Annotated in this window: 16 protein-coding genes; 5 read left to right on the plus strand and 11 right to left on the minus strand. The window is 55.7% G+C overall.

Features of this window, described 5'->3' with window-relative positions; translation table 11 throughout:
* Positions 1-6: 6 nt before the first annotated feature.
* Positions 7-582 (minus strand): indolepyruvate oxidoreductase subunit beta, encoded by a 576-nt coding sequence (locus AABZ39_10800; protein ID MEK6795258.1) that lies wholly within the window; start codon positions 580-582, stop codon positions 7-9.
* Complete coding sequence (locus AABZ39_10805) at positions 579-2,150, minus strand: thiamine pyrophosphate-dependent enzyme (GenBank protein MEK6795259.1); 1,572 nt, start codon at positions 2,148-2,150, stop codon at positions 579-581. The genes AABZ39_10800 and AABZ39_10805 overlap by 4 nt, the downstream gene beginning before the upstream one ends.
* A gap of 60 nt (positions 2,151-2,210) precedes the next feature.
* On the opposite strand from AABZ39_10805, the gene AABZ39_10810 reads away from it, so the two are divergent.
* The 4 genes from AABZ39_10810 to AABZ39_10825 are packed head-to-tail and all read left to right on the plus strand — an operon-like array spanning position 2,211 to position 4,593.
* Positions 2,211-2,390: a hypothetical protein gene (locus AABZ39_10810; GenBank protein MEK6795260.1), complete on the plus strand. Its 180-nt coding sequence runs from the start codon at positions 2,211-2,213 to the stop codon at positions 2,388-2,390.
* A gap of 45 nt (positions 2,391-2,435) precedes the next feature.
* On the plus strand, positions 2,436-3,386 hold the full coding sequence (dmeF, locus tag AABZ39_10815) for a CDF family Co(II)/Ni(II) efflux transporter DmeF (protein MEK6795261.1): 951 nt from the start codon (positions 2,436-2,438) through the stop codon (positions 3,384-3,386).
* Between the two features lie 34 nt (positions 3,387-3,420).
* Positions 3,421-4,032 (plus strand): hypothetical protein, encoded by a 612-nt coding sequence (locus AABZ39_10820; GenBank protein ID MEK6795262.1) that lies wholly within the window; start codon positions 3,421-3,423, stop codon positions 4,030-4,032.
* A 21-nt stretch (positions 4,033-4,053) separates the two neighbouring features.
* Positions 4,054-4,593, plus strand: a complete 540-nt coding sequence (locus tag AABZ39_10825) for a DUF1697 domain-containing protein (protein ID MEK6795263.1) — start codon at positions 4,054-4,056, stop codon at positions 4,591-4,593.
* A gap of 68 nt (positions 4,594-4,661) precedes the next feature.
* Here the strand turns inward: AABZ39_10825 and mnmA are convergent, their stop codons facing one another.
* The 9 genes from mnmA to rpmB all read right to left on the minus strand — a co-directional run bounded on the left by mnmA (position 4,662) and on the right by rpmB (position 18,288).
* Positions 4,662-5,714, minus strand: coding sequence for a tRNA 2-thiouridine(34) synthase MnmA (mnmA, locus tag AABZ39_10830; protein MEK6795264.1), 1,053 nt, complete (start codon positions 5,712-5,714; stop codon positions 4,662-4,664).
* Entirely contained in the window at positions 5,711-6,523 is an 813-nt protein-coding gene (gene larE / locus AABZ39_10835) for an ATP-dependent sacrificial sulfur transferase LarE (protein ID MEK6795265.1), read from the minus strand. The genes mnmA and larE overlap by 4 nt, the downstream gene beginning before the upstream one ends.
* 207 nt (positions 6,524-6,730) lie before the next feature.
* On the minus strand, positions 6,731-8,875 hold the full coding sequence (locus AABZ39_10840; protein ID MEK6795266.1) for a hypothetical protein: 2,145 nt from the start codon (positions 8,873-8,875) through the stop codon (positions 6,731-6,733).
* A gap of 133 nt (positions 8,876-9,008) precedes the next feature.
* The gene (locus AABZ39_10845; protein ID MEK6795267.1) at positions 9,009-10,265 is read right to left on the minus strand and encodes a hypothetical protein; all 1,257 of its coding nucleotides are present in this window, start codon (positions 10,263-10,265) and stop codon (positions 9,009-9,011) included.
* Between the two features lie 9 nt (positions 10,266-10,274).
* Positions 10,275-11,483, minus strand: coding sequence for a hypothetical protein (locus tag AABZ39_10850; GenBank protein MEK6795268.1), 1,209 nt, complete (start codon positions 11,481-11,483; stop codon positions 10,275-10,277).
* 258 nt (positions 11,484-11,741) lie between these two features.
* Entirely contained in the window at positions 11,742-13,874 is a 2,133-nt protein-coding gene (locus AABZ39_10855; protein MEK6795269.1) for a glycoside hydrolase family 38 C-terminal domain-containing protein, read from the minus strand.
* Between the two features lie 272 nt (positions 13,875-14,146).
* Positions 14,147-16,294, minus strand: coding sequence for a beta-galactosidase (locus AABZ39_10860; protein ID MEK6795270.1), 2,148 nt, complete (start codon positions 16,292-16,294; stop codon positions 14,147-14,149).
* A gap of 58 nt (positions 16,295-16,352) precedes the next feature.
* The gene (ispH, locus tag AABZ39_10865) at positions 16,353-18,074 is read right to left on the minus strand and encodes a 4-hydroxy-3-methylbut-2-enyl diphosphate reductase (protein ID MEK6795271.1); all 1,722 of its coding nucleotides are present in this window, start codon (positions 18,072-18,074) and stop codon (positions 16,353-16,355) included.
* Positions 18,075-18,096: 22 nt separating this feature from the next.
* A complete protein-coding gene (gene rpmB, locus AABZ39_10870; protein MEK6795272.1) occupies positions 18,097-18,288 on the minus strand; it encodes a 50S ribosomal protein L28 in 192 nt (63 codons plus the stop codon).
* 154 nt (positions 18,289-18,442) lie between these two features.
* Between rpmB and AABZ39_10875 the strand changes: the two genes are divergently transcribed.
* Positions 18,443-19,021 (plus strand): tetratricopeptide repeat protein (locus AABZ39_10875; protein MEK6795273.1); only part of this gene is annotated, 579 nt, incomplete at its 3' end.

Raw genomic sequence — 19,021 nt, forward strand, 5'->3', positions numbered from 1 at the left:
CCAATATCACAGCGTTTTCCCCCGTGCGAAGGCCTGTATGTTCAATGTGCGGAACTGTTCCGCGACATGCATGCCTATCGCTTTCTCGAATATATCGTCCGCAACCGAGAGCTCGCGCGCGAGCACGCCGAGCAGTATCGTGTTGAACACGCGTGCATTGCCGAGCGCTTTCGCTTCGTTCGCTGCGTCCACCATGATAACGCGGGATGCTTTCTTTTTCAACCGTGCCTCGATGTCGTCCGGATATGCCTGCCCGCCATGGACCGTGGTCGTCGGCATTATCGATTCATTGTTGACGATGACCGTGCCGCTGGCAGCAAGGAGCGTAAGCTCGCGTACCGCCTCAAGCCGCTCGAATGCGAGGATGACGTCCGCTGTGCCGTCGGGGATGATGGGAGAATACACCTTCGTGCCATAGCGTATGTGGCTCGTCACGCTCCCGCCGCGCTGGCTCATGCCGTGTATCTCGCTCTTCTTTACATCGAAACCGGCGAGGAGAAGCGCATCTGAGAGTATCTCCGAGCAGAGTATGATGCCCTGTCCGCCGACACCGGCGATGAGAATGCTCCGCGTGCTGCTCATCGGCGTTCTCCGTTCGGGAATCGCTTGCGGTAGAAGATGCACGGCGCTTCCGCGATGATGAGCGACGGTGCGGCGGCTTCTATCTCCGCACGTATCAGCTTCGCCATTTCCTTTTCCTTGAACGGATTGAATTTGACGATGCGTGATACGCCTACGCCGCGTCCGAGCGCCTCGAGATCGAGCCTGACCGTCTTCTCCCCCTTGGCGGTAATGCCGGTGGCCGGGTTCGACTGATGCCCCGTCATCGCGGTGATGTAATTATCGAGCACGATGACGGTGATATTCGTCCTGTTGTAAACGGCATCGATGAGCGCGGGAATGCCGGTGTGAATGAACGTCGAGTCGCCGAGCACAGCGACGATGGGGGCTTTCGTTCCGCCGAACGCCTGTGCGCGAGTGAAGCCGCTCGCCATGGTAATGCTCGCGCCCATGCACAGGCACGTGTCCATGGCGCTGTACGGCGGCATGGTGCCGAGCGTGTAGCAGCCGATATCGCCGGTGACGATGACATTGAGATCACGGAGTATCTCGAAGACCTCATGATGCGAACAGCCGGTACAGAGCGAGGGCGGACGCCCCGGTATCGGCCCGCCCGCGGACGCCGATGCATTCTCCTTTCCCGTGTATACGGAGAGCACGTCGGCGGAAAGTTCGCTCGTGAACGGATGCTTCCTCGGCAGGAGCGATATGCCCATGGCGCGCACCTGCTCTTCTATGACGGCATCGAGCGATTCTATGACCATACACTCCCTGACCGACGATGCGAACGACGCGATGAGCTTTTTTGGCAGGGGGTGTACCATCCCGAGCTTCAGTATCGATGCCTCGGGGAAAATCTCTTTTACGTATTGGTAATCGACGCCGGCGGTGATGATCCCGAGCGGGCCGCCTTTCTCGATGCGGTTGAACGCACAGTCGTCAGAGTACGCAGCGAGTGTGATGAGGCGCTCTTCGAGCATGCGATGACGTACGACGGCATGTGAGGGTATCATCACGTATTTCTTCGGGTCTTTGGCGAACGTGAATTTGCCGGTTATCGGTGCATGCGCGTTCGTATCGACCGCGGTCTTCGTATGCGCTATGCGTGTGGTGAGCCGCACGATGACAGGGGTATCGAATCTCTCGGAAAGCTCGTATGCCGCTTTTGTGAAATCGAGCACTTCCTGCGAATCGGCGGGTTCAAGGAGCGGCAGTTTCGAGAAGCGTGCATACCATCGCGAGTCCTGCTCGTTCTGCGAGGAGAACATACCCGGGTCGTCCGCAACGACTATCACGAAACCGGCGTTCACGCCCGTGTAGGCGCTGGTGAGGAGCGGATCTGCAGCAACATTAAGGCCGACATGCTTCATCGCCGTGAGCGACCGAACACCGCCCACCGCGGCTCCGTATGCGGTCTCGAAGGCGGTCTTCTCGTTCACGCTCCAGGTCGCATCGATGGCCGGTACGCGGGTGATAATACTTTCCAGTATTTCCGTCGACGGCGTTCCGGGATATGCGGAGGCAACGCCCACGCCCGCTTCCGCGGCGGCCTGGGCAATTGCTTCGTCTCCGGATAACAGTTCTTTCATAGCATGGCTCTTTTAGTGCAGGATTATTCGTGTGATTCGCAGTATATCATGCATATATGAATGGTCAAATCAAAAACGAACCACAATCCGGCTGAAGGAAAAGATCCAACGTGGGGCGCGCGGGCAGCGAATGCCGTGATTGAACTCAAGCAAACCGGATTCGATGTTGCTCGAGTTGTATCGGTATCGCGCCATGCCGACAATGAGAAGAAGATGGACCTTGATGATTTTATCGTGTAATATAGAATGCAGAATAAATGTATCGGGAGTGCAAAGGAAACAGCAATGCATAGAGAACGGATAGAATTGTGGCAGCATCAGCATACGTTCAATATAGAGAAGAGAGCGACGGAAAAGCGGACGTTCATCGTCGTGGCAGTGACGCTTGTGACTATGACTGCGGAGATAGCTTTTGGGCTGATGACGAATTCGATGGCGCTTTTCGCCGACGGCTGGCACATGGGGACTCATGCGTTCGCACTCGGTGTTTCGTTGCTCGCCTATGTTCTCGCCAGGCGATATGCGCGTGATCGGCGATTCACGTTCGGGACATGGAAGATAGAGATACTCGGCGCGTATACGAGCGCGATCGTTCTCGGCATCGTCGCATGCTATATGATATTTACTTCCATCGAAAGAGTCGTTCATCCCCTGCCGATACGCTACGACGAGGCATTGATCGTTGCGATCATCGGATTGCTGATCAATCTGGCGTGCGCGATCATCCTGAACACAGGCACGCATGCTCATGCCAGCCACGGGCATGAACACGGGCATGAACATCATGATCATATGCATGATGACCTCAATTTGAAATCGGCATATCTGCATGTTGTCGCCGATGCCGTAACGTCCGTTCTGGCCATCGCGGCGCTCCTCGGTGCAAAACTCCTGAGGATACAATGGCTTGATCCGTTCATGGGGCTGGTGGGTGCGGGGCTGATCATCCGCTGGGCGGCCCTTTTACTGAAAGACACCGGTTCCATTCTGCTTGAACACGGAGCAGATGGTCCTGTTGCCCATGAGATAGCCCATGCGATCGAATCGGACGGCGATTCGAAAATATGCGATCTGCATCTCTGGAAAGTAGCGCAGAACAAATACGCCTGTATCCTGTCCATTGTGGCGAAAAGGAAATATACGCTCGACGAGTACCGTACGAGGTTGCGCGCTGTCCATGAACTCGCGCATATAACCATCGAGATCAATAAGTGTAAGGGCAAAAAAGCCGCTTAACGAGCGGAATGCATGCAAAACGAAGGAGCATCATATGCCGAATAAAGAAGTTATTCTCAGCGGATTGGCCGGCATTGCGAGCCAGTATTCGACCGTCGCTATTGCCTGGCACATAGCGATCTATGTTTTTATTCTATTGCTCGTTATCGGTCTTCGGCCGCCGAAGAGGTTGTCGTCCATTATGGCAACCATGCCGTTGCTGTCGGTTGCGGTGTTCGCGTTTCTCGCAAAAAATCCGTTCACAGCGATCGTTCTCGGGGCGGCATCGCTTCTTCTGATGATGTTCGGAATCCTCATGCCGAAAGGAAAGGTGAAGGTGGCCATCAATCCGAATCTTTTTCTCGGCATCCCGATGCTGCTATACGGTTTAGTGTACCCTCATTTTCTTGAGAATATCCAGTTTTTTCAGTATGCGATCATGGCCCCGGTTGGACTTGTGCCCTGCCCGACCTTATCGACCGTGATCGGTCTTGCGCTTTTCATGAACGCATTCGGTTCAAAAAAATGGCCAATTACGCTGAGCGTTTTCGGATTATTCTATGGGCTGTTCGGCGTGTTTCGACTTGGGGTAATGCTTGACATCGGATTGATCCTCGGTTCGATCGGCCTGCTCATTTCGGCGATCATTGCAAAGAAGGAAACCTGAAAAAGGTCTATGGCAGAAAACATGAAGTTCGTCCTCTTGATACGAGGCATTAATGTCGGCGGCGTTGTCCTCAAAATGGACGATCTCAGGGCTACACTCGATCGTCTCGGGCTGACGAACGTACGGACATATATCCAAAGCGGGAACGCCGTTTTCGACTCCAGGAAGAGCGATGCTGAACAATTGGCGGATGATATACGATCTTCGATACGGAACGATGCCGGTTTGGATGTCGCTGTTATGGTAAAGGGCAAAGCGGATTTCAAGAAAGCGGCGGCATCGCATCCATTTGAGAAGAAAGGGAACGAAGATAGATTGTTCATTACTATTCTGGAACATGTGCCGACGGGCGGGCAGAAGGTCCTGTCTCAGGTTAAGAGTGCATCCGAGAAGTTTTCGATAAAGGGCGATATTATCTATTCGTCATACAGCGAGGGGTACAGCAGGTCGAAATACAATAACAACTATCTCGAGAAGATCTTCGCCATGTCCGCGACGACACGGAATTGGAGAACGATGAGAAAACTCCTTCAGATGCTCGATGATGACGATCAACGGTGAAATTATTGTGGCTTTCGCGTTCTGTATGCGGCCGGTGAAACACTGATGCGACGCTTGAATATTTTGCTTCAGTCGATGATGCCTGCACCGAGAACGATGTTGCCGTCATAGAACACCGCCGCCTGACCGGGGGTTACCGCGCGCTCGTGCTCGTCGAACGTAACGCGTACCGCATCGCCTTCCGGTGCTATCGCCGCGCCGATCCCGGCGTGGGCTGACCGTATCTTAACGGTAACGTGCGTCGGCGTATCGACTTTCTGCAATATCCAATTGACGTTCCGGACGATGCAGGAATCGCGTAAGAGGTCGGCATCATCCCCGACGAATACCGTGTTCGTATCCGCATCGATCTTCACAACATAGAGCGGTGATGCATATGCTATCTTCAATCCCCGCCGCTGACCGACGGTGTAATGTTCTATGCCGTCATGCATGCCGAGCTCACTGCCATTGACGTGCCGTATCACGCCTTTTTTCGAAGTGCCGCCGATGAGCTTTGCGTAGTCGCCGCCGGCGAAATCCTGGCTGTCCTTTTTTGCCGCTGCCGCAAGGCCGTTCTCGCGGGCGATGGCGCGTACTTCGTCCTTCGTCATCGCGCCGAGCGGGAACAGCACCGATGCTATCTGATCCTGTCCGAGAAATCCGAGGAAATATGATTGATCGCGTTTTGCATCGACTGCCTTAAGGAGCAGCCATTGCCTGTGCGCTTCATCATATTCGGTGCGCGCATAATGACCGGTGGCGAATTTCTCGAAGGATATGCCCATCTCGCGCGACCGCGATATCAGAAAACCGAATTTCACGAGCGCATTGCAGCGTACGCAGGGATTGGGAGTTCGCCCCGCGCGGTACTCGCGTTCGAAATAGGAAAGTACTTCGCGCTTATATTCTTCGCGGAGGTCTATCTCATGATACGGCACGCCAAGTTTTTTACAGAGCGCGGATGCTTCGGCTACATCATGGTCCTCATCGGGCCCGTAGCAGGCATTCCCCGCGGGTATGGGTATGTCCGGCGAATAGATACGCATGGTAACGCCGGTAATGGAATGCCCGGCATTCTTGAGCAACAGCGCGGCTACCGATGAATCGACGCCGCCGGAAAGTCCGACCGCGATATTCATTTTTTTCCTATCGCCTCGTTCAAGGAGCCCGTGCGATACCCTTCGAGGTCGATGGCCGCATAGGTGAACCCGGATTTTTTTAAGTGCTCGTTCGCTTCTCTTGTCATCTGTTCATCGCTGAGGAATCGCTTGCGGTCCTCGCTCGTCATCTCAATGCGTGCCACGTCGCCGTGATGGCGCACGCGCACTATCTGTATGCCGCGTTCGCGGAAGAAGCGCTCGGCGTTCTCCACGGCGGAAAGTTTCTCTTTCGTGATGCGTGAGCCGTAGGGGATGCGGCTGGCGAGACACGGATTCGCGGGCTTATCCCAGGTGGAAAGACCGAGTTCCTTCGAATGAGCACGAACGTCGACCTTGGTGTATCCCGCTTCGATGAGCGGGCTGACCACGCCGTACGACTTCGCCCCTTCGCGCCCGGGGCGGTAATCGTGCTCATCATCCTTGTTCGAGCCGTCGGCGATCGTCGCCATGCCGCGCTTCTCGGCGAATGCGCGAACGTCCTTATAGAAATGCGATTTGCAGTAAAAACAGCGGAGCGCATCGTTCGTGGCGAATTTCTCGTCGGTGAGTTCGTCGGTGGATAGCACGACATGTTCTACGCCGATGTTCTTCGCAAGCGCGCTCGCATAGGTGAGTTCGCTCGACGTGTAGGTTTCTGACTGTGCCGTGACGGCGACGACGTTCGCGCTGCCGAGCGTTTTTACTGCGACGGCGAGGAGCAGTGTAGAATCGGTGCCGCCGGAAAAGGCTACGATGAGTCTGCCGTATGAGCGCAGTTTTGTGGCAAGGGCTTCTTTCTTGTCATTCATACGATCGCTCCGGAAAAGTGTGGGAACCAATATAACATTTTTTGGGGAATAGTCACCACATGATGAGAGGCTGGCGCGAAAATGCTATTCGCCCACAACGATGAATAATGTACATCAAAATTTCATCGGAATCGATGAGAACAGCGGGTTGCAACCCGCTGCGCTCTATTTTTGCAACAGTCTCGATGAACATGCTCGGGGCGGCGGTCATCGCGTCGTGACGGTGATGAACGCCACGCTTTTTGACGGCATGGTGAACACTAGCGATCCGTCGCGCTCTACTACGGTGAGCGGATGTACGAACTCTTCCTTTGTACTGAGGACCGGTGAACCGTTCACTTCGGCGTGGGTGAGGGACACCGCTTCGATCGATGACGATGAGAGTTTAAAACCGTTCACCGAGATGCTCGCGTCGGCGCTGTTCTTCATAGATGAGTTCACCAGCATGAGGAAGAGCCGCTTCTCGTCGTCGGAAACGCTCGCAAGGCACGGTACGCGCGGCAGGTCTCGTGCATCGGGCGAACGGTGCGTGGGGCTCGTGCCGCTCATGGCAACGACCCAGTCCCCGACATGACGATTGAAATAGTAATAAAGCCAGTAGAGCATCGATCGTTTTTCAGGCGCCTCCGGATAGAGCGCTGCGAAACCGGTGCTCCACCGGGAACTGCCGAACAGGTTCCAGGCCGATGATTCCGAAACCGTTTCTTCGCGGGCATAGTAGAGCAGACGTACCGCGCGGTAGAGCGTGCCGACCATGTTCGCGTTCAATTCCATCTGGTTTTGATTTTTCTTATCCGTTGCCTGGTGGAGCCCCCATTCCGTCTCGATCTGCTTTACTGTCCTGCCCGGATTATTCAATGCGGCAAGTGCGTTGATCTTGCGGGCAATGGTGAGGATGCGGTCATTGCCCTCGAGGATGCCGCGTTCGTATTCGGAAAGCTGTGCGTCCCCCGTAAGGGCGGTGTTGATGCCGGCGTCATACCCGTGCGGGGCAACGAAATCGTAGTGTCCGGCCGCGCGCTGCATTACCTCGACACCCCATTCGATCAGACGGTCCGGGCTCAGGCAGAATTCGATCGCAAGGCCGATCTTCGCATTCGGCTGCACCGCCTTGATCGCCTTGCTTACCGCGACTACATGATCGGCATAATCCGCCCCGTTGCTGTAGGCGCTCCCGTAGGTACCGATGGGGCATGGCCGGTTGCGGACGAACGGCTCATTGCCTATCTCCCACTGTTGGAAACGGTAGCCCTTCGCCGCCGAATAGGAAACAACGCGCGCCCACTCCCCCGGCGGGAGGCGTTTGACAGCGAACACGTCATCAAGTTCCATGGTCGTAGTCTCCTCTGCGACACCGATGCGCTTAAGATACCACGCGGCTTTGTCGAGCGCCTCTTCGAATGTCTTGAATGGCTCGCTGTGCGCACTGGCCGAAGGGTTGTCCGCGGCGATGTCATAGAACCGCGTTACCGGCAGTTGAAGTTCGCGCGTCGCATTTTCTATCGCCTTGGACAGCGTGTATTCCCCATTCGTCAGATTGAACGGATACCCCGGCTTCTCGCCCCATCGGCCGAAGCTTGCCTGCGCGATGCCGCCGACCTTTTTGTTCGCCCGGCGGATGCGCTCTGCCGCATTGATGCGGATATCGACCGCGGACCCGCTCGTGAGCCGAAGGGGAAGCGCTTCATACGCGAGCGTTGCGAAATTGATGAACCTGCCTGCATCGGCCATATCGGATGCAGCGACACGGACATCGTCGATCCAGAGCGTTCGCGCATTGGATGCACCATTGGGCGAAAGAAAGAAGCCGAGATAACCGAACCACTGTTCATTGGATGCGATGAAGAAATCCTTCCCGTAGGAAGCCGTGAACGAATATTCTTTCCACTCGGTGTCGGTGTCGAAGGGGATATTCATGCCGAGGGGTCCATTCCTGAACGGATCGACACTGGCGTATGACAGGATGCCGAGCACCGATCGTCCGCTTGCTGCCGAGCGCGCCCAGAATGTGATGGTGTAGCGTTTTGCGTATCCGATGAAGAACGGGTTGTCCTTCGGATTGCTCGCGAGTACGGTGTCCCAGACCGAGGGCTCTTTTGACGTGCGCGAGATCCTTGCGCTTTGTTTGCCGCCGTGCGGCCGTTCGGTGTCCACAACATAGAACGAGGGGTCCTTGCCTGCCGGCAAACCCCACGGCGTCCAGGTGCCGACTATCCCGCCGATATCGGAGCAGGGGGTCTCGAAATCGCCGTTCTTGATGAGGTTCTGTGATGCTGCCGAATGTGCAGGCGATACGGCAAGCACGAATGTGAGTACGAATATTATCCATGATCCAAGGTGTGTCATTGTCATTGGCCGCTCCGAGGGGGCTATTTACCGATGTCAGTATACCGGTACAAGGCAAAAAATTCCATAGCAGCGTGCTGCTGTTCATGCGAAAACGCATTATACCCGCAATGAATGCAGGCCGTTTTTCATATCCGCTTCAATACAGATAATTTCCGCTCGATACCGCCGCACCGGTCTGCCCCTCTATGTTAAAATTGGCAATGCCGGCACCATCGACGGTGAAAACCGTATCGGCTATCACGGTGTCATGGTACAGCCATGTCATTGACCCCATCATGAATCCGTTGCTGACGAACGTCTGCCCGGTCTCGGCTATGAGTTCCTGAATGCCGTATGTTGTAATGCCCGAGCCGCTGAATACACAGCCGGAAATGATGAGGCTTCGTGCAGTGGATAGAAGCACCATATTGCCGTTGATCGCGTTATTGGTGATGAAAGAATTGCGCAGGGAAAAACTGCCTGCATTGTTGAGATAGATTACCTGCGATGCGAGAGCATTGCTTGCCGCGGTCAGGCGAATGAACGTGATATTCGTAGTCTGGTCGAGGGAGAAGGCTGCCCCGGAACCGCCGTTGTTCGAAAGTATAAAGATATTCGATGCAACGAGATTACTGCTGAATTGTGCATATATCCCTCCGGCATGAGCTGCGCCGAACCCCTGAAGCATATGCGCGTTCTGTATGGTTATATCACCGCTGTGTACGCACATGAGCGCCCCGCCGTAGTTCTGAGCGTAATTTGAAAAAAAACAAGAGGATGATACCGTGATACCCGTACTGTTCGATACGAACATTCCGCCGCCGTTGTATCCGACATTTGACATGATCGACAGATCGGACAATGATGCGCTCGTAACGCCAATGACTGCTGCGCCGCCGCCGCTTATCGCTGTCGTTCCTCCTCGCACGATGGCGAACCCTGTCACTCGCAGCGACTGTGCATTCGATATGAGAAGTACACGGTATGCGGCATTCCCGCCGTCAAGAACGCTTCGATCCGATGGCGAGCGTGAAAAGAAGTTGTTCTCCCATCCGCCGAGAAGCGCAAGCCCCGCGCAGTTCGTAATGATCACGCCGTCCGAGCCGGCCGATATGCCGAGCCCGCGGCTGTAAACGCCTTTTGCCACGAAAACATTCGTTCTGCCGTACTGCGCCGCGCGTTGAAGCCCCATCGGCACGCTTCGCACCGGGGAGTGGGAATAGAGGCCCGCATTCGCATCGCTCCCGAGCGTGGAGACGAAAATTCCCGGCGGAAGTACTATTGACGCGGCATTCGTACGCAAGGCGCTTTGATACATCGTATCGCGCCTGCCGCGGAAAATATCGAATGCCGAGAGGATGATGACGCATATACCGCAGAGGGAGGTGAGGAGTATCGCATTGCGTCGCGTCATCTGTTACCCCTAAAAACTCAGCCGATAGCCGAGGCCTATCTGCGGCACCCAGGCGAAGGACACATCGCTTAAGGTGAGCATGAAAATACTGCTGACGATAAGGTACACATTGATCGTGCTTACCGCGATGATCGACGGTGTCAATTCAAGCGCGAATGAACCGTAGGTGGACGGGGCGAGGTAGAGGAAACTTACCCCGAAATGGAGACGCGTTTCGAGGGAGAAATAGTCGGCCTTGAGGAATTCCCATGAGCCGTATACCGATCCGTTGAAGAGATACTGGTCTATGAAAAGTCCGTTCGTCTGTTCCTGGCCGTAGTCGAAACCGACGGCGGCACCGGCAGAGAACGGTGCGAGGAAGCGCCAATCGAACAGTATCGTGATGAGATTGCCCCCGCCCGCTTCAAAGCAGAGATCGTACCTTTTATTATCCTCGCGCGCATCGTCGCGGAGATTCTGCAGGAATTTCTCTCCGGGCGATGATGTCCCCGCGGCAAAGCGTACCATGCTGTTGGTGGCTATCGGCCGTTTCGCGGCGGCTGACGTTTCCAGTTGAGAGAGCGCATTATCATATTCGGATATCGATACGCCTTTCGTCAATATCGCGAGGCCGTCGTCGGCTGTGTCGCGTTTCCCCGCATCAATGAGCGCCGCACGCGCTCCATCAAGTTTTCCGGAAAGCGCCCGTGCTATCGAAAGGGCGATGTCGCGGCAGGCGGCATCGGACGGATCGATACGGGTGACATCGACGGACGCAAGGTGGCGTGCCGCCGCCCGCGGTCTTCCTTCCTTGAGACGGACGAGCCCTTGCGCAAGGCGCGACTCATTCCCTCCGCCGCTCGCGGCCGCGTCCGCCTTTTCGACGGAACCCATAGAGAGATACGTCTTTACAAGGAAGAGCCTGTTCGTCCCGCTGTTGGGGAATTGCGCCACCGATTTCTCGAGATAGAGTATCCGCTTTGCGTTGTCGCTCGTTTCCCGTGCCGCCCGATAATATTTATCGACCTCGGTATCGAGTTCGAGTTTTTTTATCTGCGATTTCTCGATGGTCGTCGATTGCCCGTTCTTTTCATAGGTGACAGTGTCTTTTGTCTGCGAGAGTACCGTGCATTCGATGATCTCATTGTTCTCAAGAACGATACGGTCGGCGGCAATTACGGTAAAAGATAGAATGGTCAGGATGAAGAGTGCTGTGCGGGCAGTGACCGAAGATAACATGATGTTCAGTATAATACGCAGCAACTTTTTCGTCAAATAAGCGGCGTTAAAAGTGAGTGACTTTCAATTGTAGGTAACATATGCCGCCATATAAAAGAGCACGGGGTTTTAACCCCGTGTTTGTTTTATCATACATGCTGTACACGGGGTCAAGACCCCGTGCGCTATACCTGCAAAGAAAAGTCACTCACGCGTTAAAACGGTGTGTGCGCTCATCAGCGGTATGCTTATGAGCGAGGGTGGCATAGCGCTTTCGTGCTATCGGCCAGGCATACCTTTCGTCGACTCTGCCATCATTATCGGGGCCGTCTGACGGGTTATCTCCGCGGCAATGACATCGAATGACGGATGCTTCATCGGCATGAGCGCTATCTCATATTCATGCTCACCCTGATCGGTTATCGGACGTATATCGCCTTCGATCACCTTATGTGGGTCGTGATGCGCATAGTAGGGGCAGCGGAGGAGGGTAAGCCGCAGCATGCCATCGGGCTGTACATCTGCAGCGAAGATATCGCGGCTCACGACTGCGAGTGCTGATGATGCGCCGGCAAGCGAGACAAAATCGAACACCGGATATTCCTGGCCATTGCATGGACGCGCGATGCGTCCGCCGGGGATGCCGTCAATTCGCTCCGTGACCGCGAACCCCGTGGGGATGAGCAGTTTCACTATTTTCTGTTTATCATTCCAATTGACACGAAGCCGCATACGGATGATGGGCTCATCCTTCTGAAGATAGACCTGCCAGAGCACGGATGATGATCTCAGCGACATGGCATTTTTCATCGTCGTCCGCAGCGGACCTTCGTTCCAGACGCTCCATGGCGTTTCGGTGTTGAACATGCCGCTTACCGCACCCGTGTATCCACTGATACCATGCGACCATGTATCGGAGGTGTCGTCAATCGATGCGATGCGTATAGGGCCGCGGATAAGGCTGTCACCGCCGTACAAACCCATCGATGAAATACCGCCCGCATCAAGCGATACCGAGACAAAACCGTTCGAAAGGGAGCTGTCATTGCGCACCACGGGTGCTACCGCTGCCGGAGCATCGCCGTACGAAATGCGGAAAACCTTCGCGGCACCGGAGGGAATGGACATATGCGCGATGAGCCGGTTCTCCTTGAATGTCGCCTCGGCTTTGATCCGCTGGGTGGGCACCGCCGCACCGGCCTCGTCGCTCATGTTCATCGCTCCGGTCCATGGCTCGAATTCGACATAGCCGCTGAAATCATCTGTCCGAACGTTCGCGAACAGGAGCTGCATCTCTTTTGACGGTGCAAGTGCTATCGCCTTTCTTCGAACGCTGTCGATGATGATGCCTCTGCACGCCGTCTTGGCCGCACCGAGCTCATCGAACGCGTGATCGTACGCAGTGCGTATGGAACTTCCCGCAAGTATGTCGTGGAATTGATTAAAGAGGATGTGACGCCATGCCGACGCTATCGTCTCAGCGGCGACCTCTGAATTCCTGTCATGGGGCATCGTGCGCATGCATTGCTCGGCGGCGAGCGCCATGTCCTCAGCGGCGCGCATCTCCTTTTTTATACGGTGAACGACGCTGTAACAGCCGACCGCATGCATCTGCAGTTCATCCCTGACCACCGGAAGCGTTACGCCCGAGCGGCTGACCGCATCAAAGAACGCCCGCGGATGGCTGAATATAAGTTCAATATCCGGCGCGAAGTGACGGTGTTCGATCATCCAATCGATCTCCTTGCGCGTCGGGCCGCCGCCATGATCTCCTGCACCTATAAAGCACATTGTATGACCGATGCGCCGATCGGCATCTTCGATGGTTTTTACCAGGTTCTGTTCAACGTACGGAATACCGCCGGTAGTGCAGTAGGCATTGCTGATGCGAAACGTCGTGATGCACTTCTCCGACGGCGATTCCCAGGTGAAGATGTTCGACGGAAGTGCCTTTTCATGCTGCTGCGGGCGCATCATCACATAGGAGTCATATCCCGCATCGCTGAAAAAATCCGGCAGTGTTGCTGCGTGGCCGAAGCTGTCGACATTATAGCCGATAGTGACGTCGATGCCGAATTCCTCCCTGAAGAAACGTTTGCCGACCGCCGCCTGCCGTTTGAATGAAGCAGCGGAAGGGAGATTGCAGTCCGGCTGTATCCACCAGCCGCCGATGACGTGCCACCGTCCGTTCTTTACATGTTCTTTGACGCGAGCGAAAAGTGCCGGATCGAGACGTTTGATGACATCGTAGAACCACGCTTCTCCGCGGGTTATCACGATGTCGGGATATTCATCGAGGACATCGCAGTTCGTCCGTGCGGTATTGATGACCTCATCGACACCCTGAGGCCATGTCCAGAGCCATACGGGGTCCAGATGCGAATTAAGGATGATATGCACGGTCAGTTTCATAGTGAACTCCATCCATTGACATGCAGATAATCTATCATCTTTCCGCTTTGTTGGCTTTATGTTTTTTTATCTTTTTCTTGCTTTGTATTCCTGATAGATCGGATGTCATCGCATGACCACTGCCGGTACATACGCGGTCTTTCCGATCCGCCGATCCCGTCATTGCCATTGACGATGAAGTTGAGCGTTCACGAATTGTCAGTGCCGTCCTCTGCTCCAGGGCTCCTTGACGATCTTGGCAGTAAAGGCGATATGTCGAGGAAGGTCGATCGTCATAGAGACGGTGAACGTACGGCGCGTACGGTCATCGGCGGTACGCTCGCTGAGAATATGGTGCGGCGTTTCAGCTGTCCTTTCCTGTCGAGTGTCTGCAGCGCTATTTTCACACGCTGCTGCGAGGTGAAGAGGTTCATGACGAAAAGCATCGCCCGTTTGTCCTTGACGCGCAGGGAGGTCAGTATGTTCGGATTGTCGCAGTGGATGAGCGGGAAATTCCGCCCGAGCGACTTTGCGATGAAGCGCAGCATCGCCTCATGTTCGCGATTGCCCTGCTTCCAGTGAAAGCCGAGGAAGAGCACCTTCCCGCCTTTCTCGCCGACGGCCTTTTCCCAGCCTATCTCGGAGTGCGTCGTATCTTCGAACGCTATCGCTTCTGCGGAGAGCGGCCGGCGCACGCATGCGAAAAGTCCGCCGTTCATGAAAATCGTTTCGACCGGGCCGACGTTGACACGCGGGCTTTGCACCGTGAGTTTCTCCGTTTCGGGGCTGCCGAGAAAATCGATCAATATCGTGCAGGGGCGATAATGCTCATCGAGCGTCGGTATTATCGGCGCTATGCACAGAGCCCCGCCGAGCTTCACGAATTCGACAAGACGACGCTGAACGGATGCCGCCATGGCGTCGGTCGCGGATACGAAAAGCGGCGTGTGCGCCAGGGCGAAGAGAACATCGGAATGGAGATCGACATAATTCGGTGAGAACGACGCTGCCGATGCGGAGAGGAAGAGCCCCTTCTGCATGAATTCATACGCCGCGGATGCACCGAACATGCCGGTAGTATCGGGTATGGCCCTCCGCCGGGCGATATCCCAATCGAATCCGATGGCGATATCTCCTGCGCGATGCGCCTGCGCGAGCCACGCGTTCTTCCTGAGGAAGCCGTTGTAGCGCTTCATCATGTGATACGATGGGCGGATCTTCCCGTCGGCGGATATCGGCGCACTGTAATCGTATACGGTGCCGGTGGCGCCGGCATTCGCAGGATTGATGCCCCCGGTGAAAATGTAGTAATTGCATCCCTTCATCCCGAAGGCGGTGTTGGTCATGTAGCAGGCGGCGAGGTCGCCGCTCGTGATGGGCGGCCAGTCGGAGAGGCTGCCTGCGGGGAGTTCGAACACGGTGGGCGGCATGTTCATGGCACGGAGCATCTCAAGCGAGAGGAATATCCCGCCGGCGTATTTCGGCGTGGGATTGTTCTGCTCCCAATCGAGGTTGAGATTGTAGTAATGATCGGACCCGAGGACGAAGTCGCGCAAAGCGGGCGATCTCGCATTGCGGAAATAGGCGTTCATTCCCGGATTGCCGGAATTATGGCAGAACGTGCAGTCGATGCCGTAGCCCTGCATCCACTGCGAGAGCGTCGCCATATATTCGGCGATGGCGGAGAAATAGAACTCGCGGTAATCCGTCATGATGCGCAGTGACTCACGCGTGTCGGACTTTGACGACGGCAGTACCTGTGTGAATGAATCGTACGCGGTGCCGCAGGCCGCATTGAGCGCATTGATGGTCGCGTATGTGCGGGCAAGGAATGCGGGATATCTGCCATCCGAAATGCCGATGCCCATAGCCTCGCGGTTATAATCGAGCGAGCCGAACCATTCATGTATGCCGGCAAGCTCATTGTCCAGCTGCGCCATGATGACGGGGCCGTCCTTCGCGATGGTGTGGTTCGCGATGATAGGGCAGGCGGCATCGAACCAGTGTTTCGTCTTTTCAAGGAAGAGCGGGTGGAGATAGGATATCGATGATCGGCGGATATCCTTTCCGTCCATCGTTTTTGCGCGGAGGTCCGGGTAATTATCGCAGAGCCACACGGGCAGTCCGTCGTAGCGGAGTTCCGAATACTGATACGGCCCGGGGCGGGCGATGACGAAAAGACCGAGCGTTCTGCAGAGCGTAAGGAATCCCTCAAGGTCGCGTTCAGGGACGTCGGAAAAGAGGATGCGGCCTTCCGTCGGTTCATGGAGTATCCAGGGGATATAGGTGGCGACACAATTGCCGCCGGCCTTCTTGAAAAGCAGCAGGCGCTTTTCCCAATCGCCTTTCGGCACACGGAAGTAATGGAATTCGCCCGACACAAGGAAGGCCGGCTTGCCGTCTATCAGATAGGACTGACTGTTCCATGAGAACGTGCGCATGACTTCCTCCAGAGCGGCCATTACACAAAGAAGGACGAAAATGTCAAATCAGGGGGTATCACAGGATGCCGATGACGCCGGTTATCCAGAGATTGGAGTCGATGAGGAATTCATAGGCGTATTTCGAACGGAGTATCGTTCGATTGCGTGCGAAGAGGATGAGGACGCCGTTGAAAAGCACCGGTATGAAATAGACGATCTTCTGCAGGGGGTAGAGGCCTGCGATGATGCCGGCGGTCATCGCCGCGAGCATGCATGCCTGGAGGACAATGAGGGATATCATGAGATGACGCGGGCGAACGAGCGAGAGGAGGCCCGTAACTCCTGCAATGCGGTCGCTCTGTGCCGTTTTCAGTTCGAGGAGCGTCTGACGCGTGAACATGACGCAGAACACGAGCGCGCCGGAAAAGAGGAAGGCGAAATGGTGATCGATGAGCACGCTTCTGTCATCAACGATGATAAGGCCGTTGACGAGCACGGTAAGCGCCGTTGAGATGACGAGCGATTTGAACGCCGGTACGTTCTTAAGGCGGAAGAAGAGAAGGCGGCGTTCGCCCCCGGGCATGGGGAGATAACTGGCGTTGTAGCCGAGGCCGAGGACGACGGCGAAGGCGGTGAGCATGAAGATGTTCAGTCCGTAGAGATACGATGCCGCCACGACAGCACCGCCGGATGCGAGGAAGGCGACAAGGAACACGATGCGGAATCGGTAGACGAAATCGTAGCGGATGCGGTCGCTCGCTCGAAGCCCCGCGCGATTGGTGTAGTTGTTGAACACCGACATGGCGAAGTAGTAGAGTGCGGCGATGAGGGCGATGTTGATCGGATACCGGCGTCCGGTGATGTCGGCGACCGCGAAGGGGATGAGGAGTACCCCCGCTGCCGGGAAAAGGTTCGTATAGATGATGAATCGAAGTATGTCCTCTGCGATGCGGAAGAGCGGATGCGATGCGTTCTCGCGGACGGCGGACGCCACTTCCTCGATGAGCCAGTCCGGCGTGGACGCACCCGCGGTTATCCCGATGCGGCGATACCCCTTTTTTCTGAGATCGAGCGTGTGTATCGCTTCCGCCGACTCCACCGCGAAGGTGGTGACCGTGCGGGCGGCTATTTCCACGAGCCGTTTCGTGTTCGAGCTCGCCGCACCGCCGACGACGATGATGCAGTCGTTGCGCGCGGCCATTTCGGCGACCTCGCGCTGACGGAGTTCGGTCGCGTTGCAGATCGTATTGATTATGACGATGCCGGGGAAACGTGCCGCCATCCTTTCTGCCAGCGCAGCGAACGCGGCCATCTCCATCGTCGTCTGCGAGACGAAGAGCGGCTTCGTGAGCACCGGGAGCGATGCCACGTCCGCTTCGTTCTGAACGACGTAGGATGTGCGCGCAAAACCGCGAAGGCCTATGACCTCGGGGTGATCGGCCTTCCCGAAAATGACGACCGCGCCCCCCGAAGCATCGTGTTTTTTTATGATGCCCTGCACCTTTGCGACATCGCGGCAGGTGAGATTGACGACATGCTTCGCGCGCGACTTAAGCTCATGCATGCGCTCCGGGGTGATGCCGTGCGCGCGGACGATGACGGTGTTTCCCGACAGATCGTCCGAACCGGAAAGTTCACGAACGCCGTGTTCGGTCAATTGCGAAAGTGTCTGCGGATTGTGTATCAACTCGCCGTCGGTGAGGACATTGTCGGTCGACCGGGCGACCTGAAAGACGGTATCGACGGCATGCTTTACGCCGCGGCAGAAGCCGGCGTATTTTCCTATTTCAATGCGCATTCGGTATCGTGGTGCAAGCGCCTTATACGGCCTTGACCACCTTGTTCGCCGAGAGGCAGCCGGTGCAGACACGGATGCGTTTTACTTTGCCTTTCACGTTCGCCTTTACCGGGTGCAGATTGATCTGGAAAATGCGCCGTGTCTTGCGGTTCGAATGGCTTACGCGGTTGCCCCGCAGTGTGCCTTTGCCGCATATATCGCATGAGCGGGCCATGGATGTTCTCCTTAAGTACTGTGTTTCACGCACGCGTACCCATTGAGGCACACGGCGAAAATAGTGCGCTATTATACCTGCAGGGAGCGGAAATGTCAACGGTATTTCCTTGACTTTCATTCACCTCCCCGCTACAATGGGGATGGGTGGGCGCATGGCGAACGATATCGATCCATTGATAAAAGCATCGAAACTCCTTCATGCGAGACGCTATGCAGAGGCCAAACGCATACTCCTTGATGCCGTGATAAAAAGCCCGCGCAATGCCGAGGCGCACGCACTTCTGGCGCATGCGGCGTTGTCGCTTAAGCAGTATGAAGAGGCCAAGCCCTTCATCGAGAAGGCGCTGTTCTTAAGCCGTATGAACACGAGCGCTTTGCTTGCCGAGGGGTACCGTAATCTTGTCATCGGCAATGTCGAGGAAGCGCTTCGTGCGTATGTCCGCGTGCTCGAGATAGACCCGCGCAATATCACCGCGAAAGCGAATATCGATCGCATACGGACGTTCGACAGCATCGATGAGGAAATACCGTACCTGAAGCCGCACGATTATCTGACGCCGCCCATGATATCGGTCGATGTCCGCAGTCTCCCCCGAGGCTACATCATCGGCGGTGCTTTGCTTGTGCTCGTCATCGTTCTCGGTGTGATTATAGCCGTGAATCAGAGGAACATCGCCCGGACCATCTCCCGCGTACTGCCGACGGATACAAGCGATCCCATAGCGGAAAAG

The sequence above is a fragment of the Spirochaetota bacterium genome (assembly GCA_038043445.1).
Lineage (GTDB): Bacteria > Spirochaetota > Brachyspiria > Brachyspirales > JACRPF01 > JBBTBY01.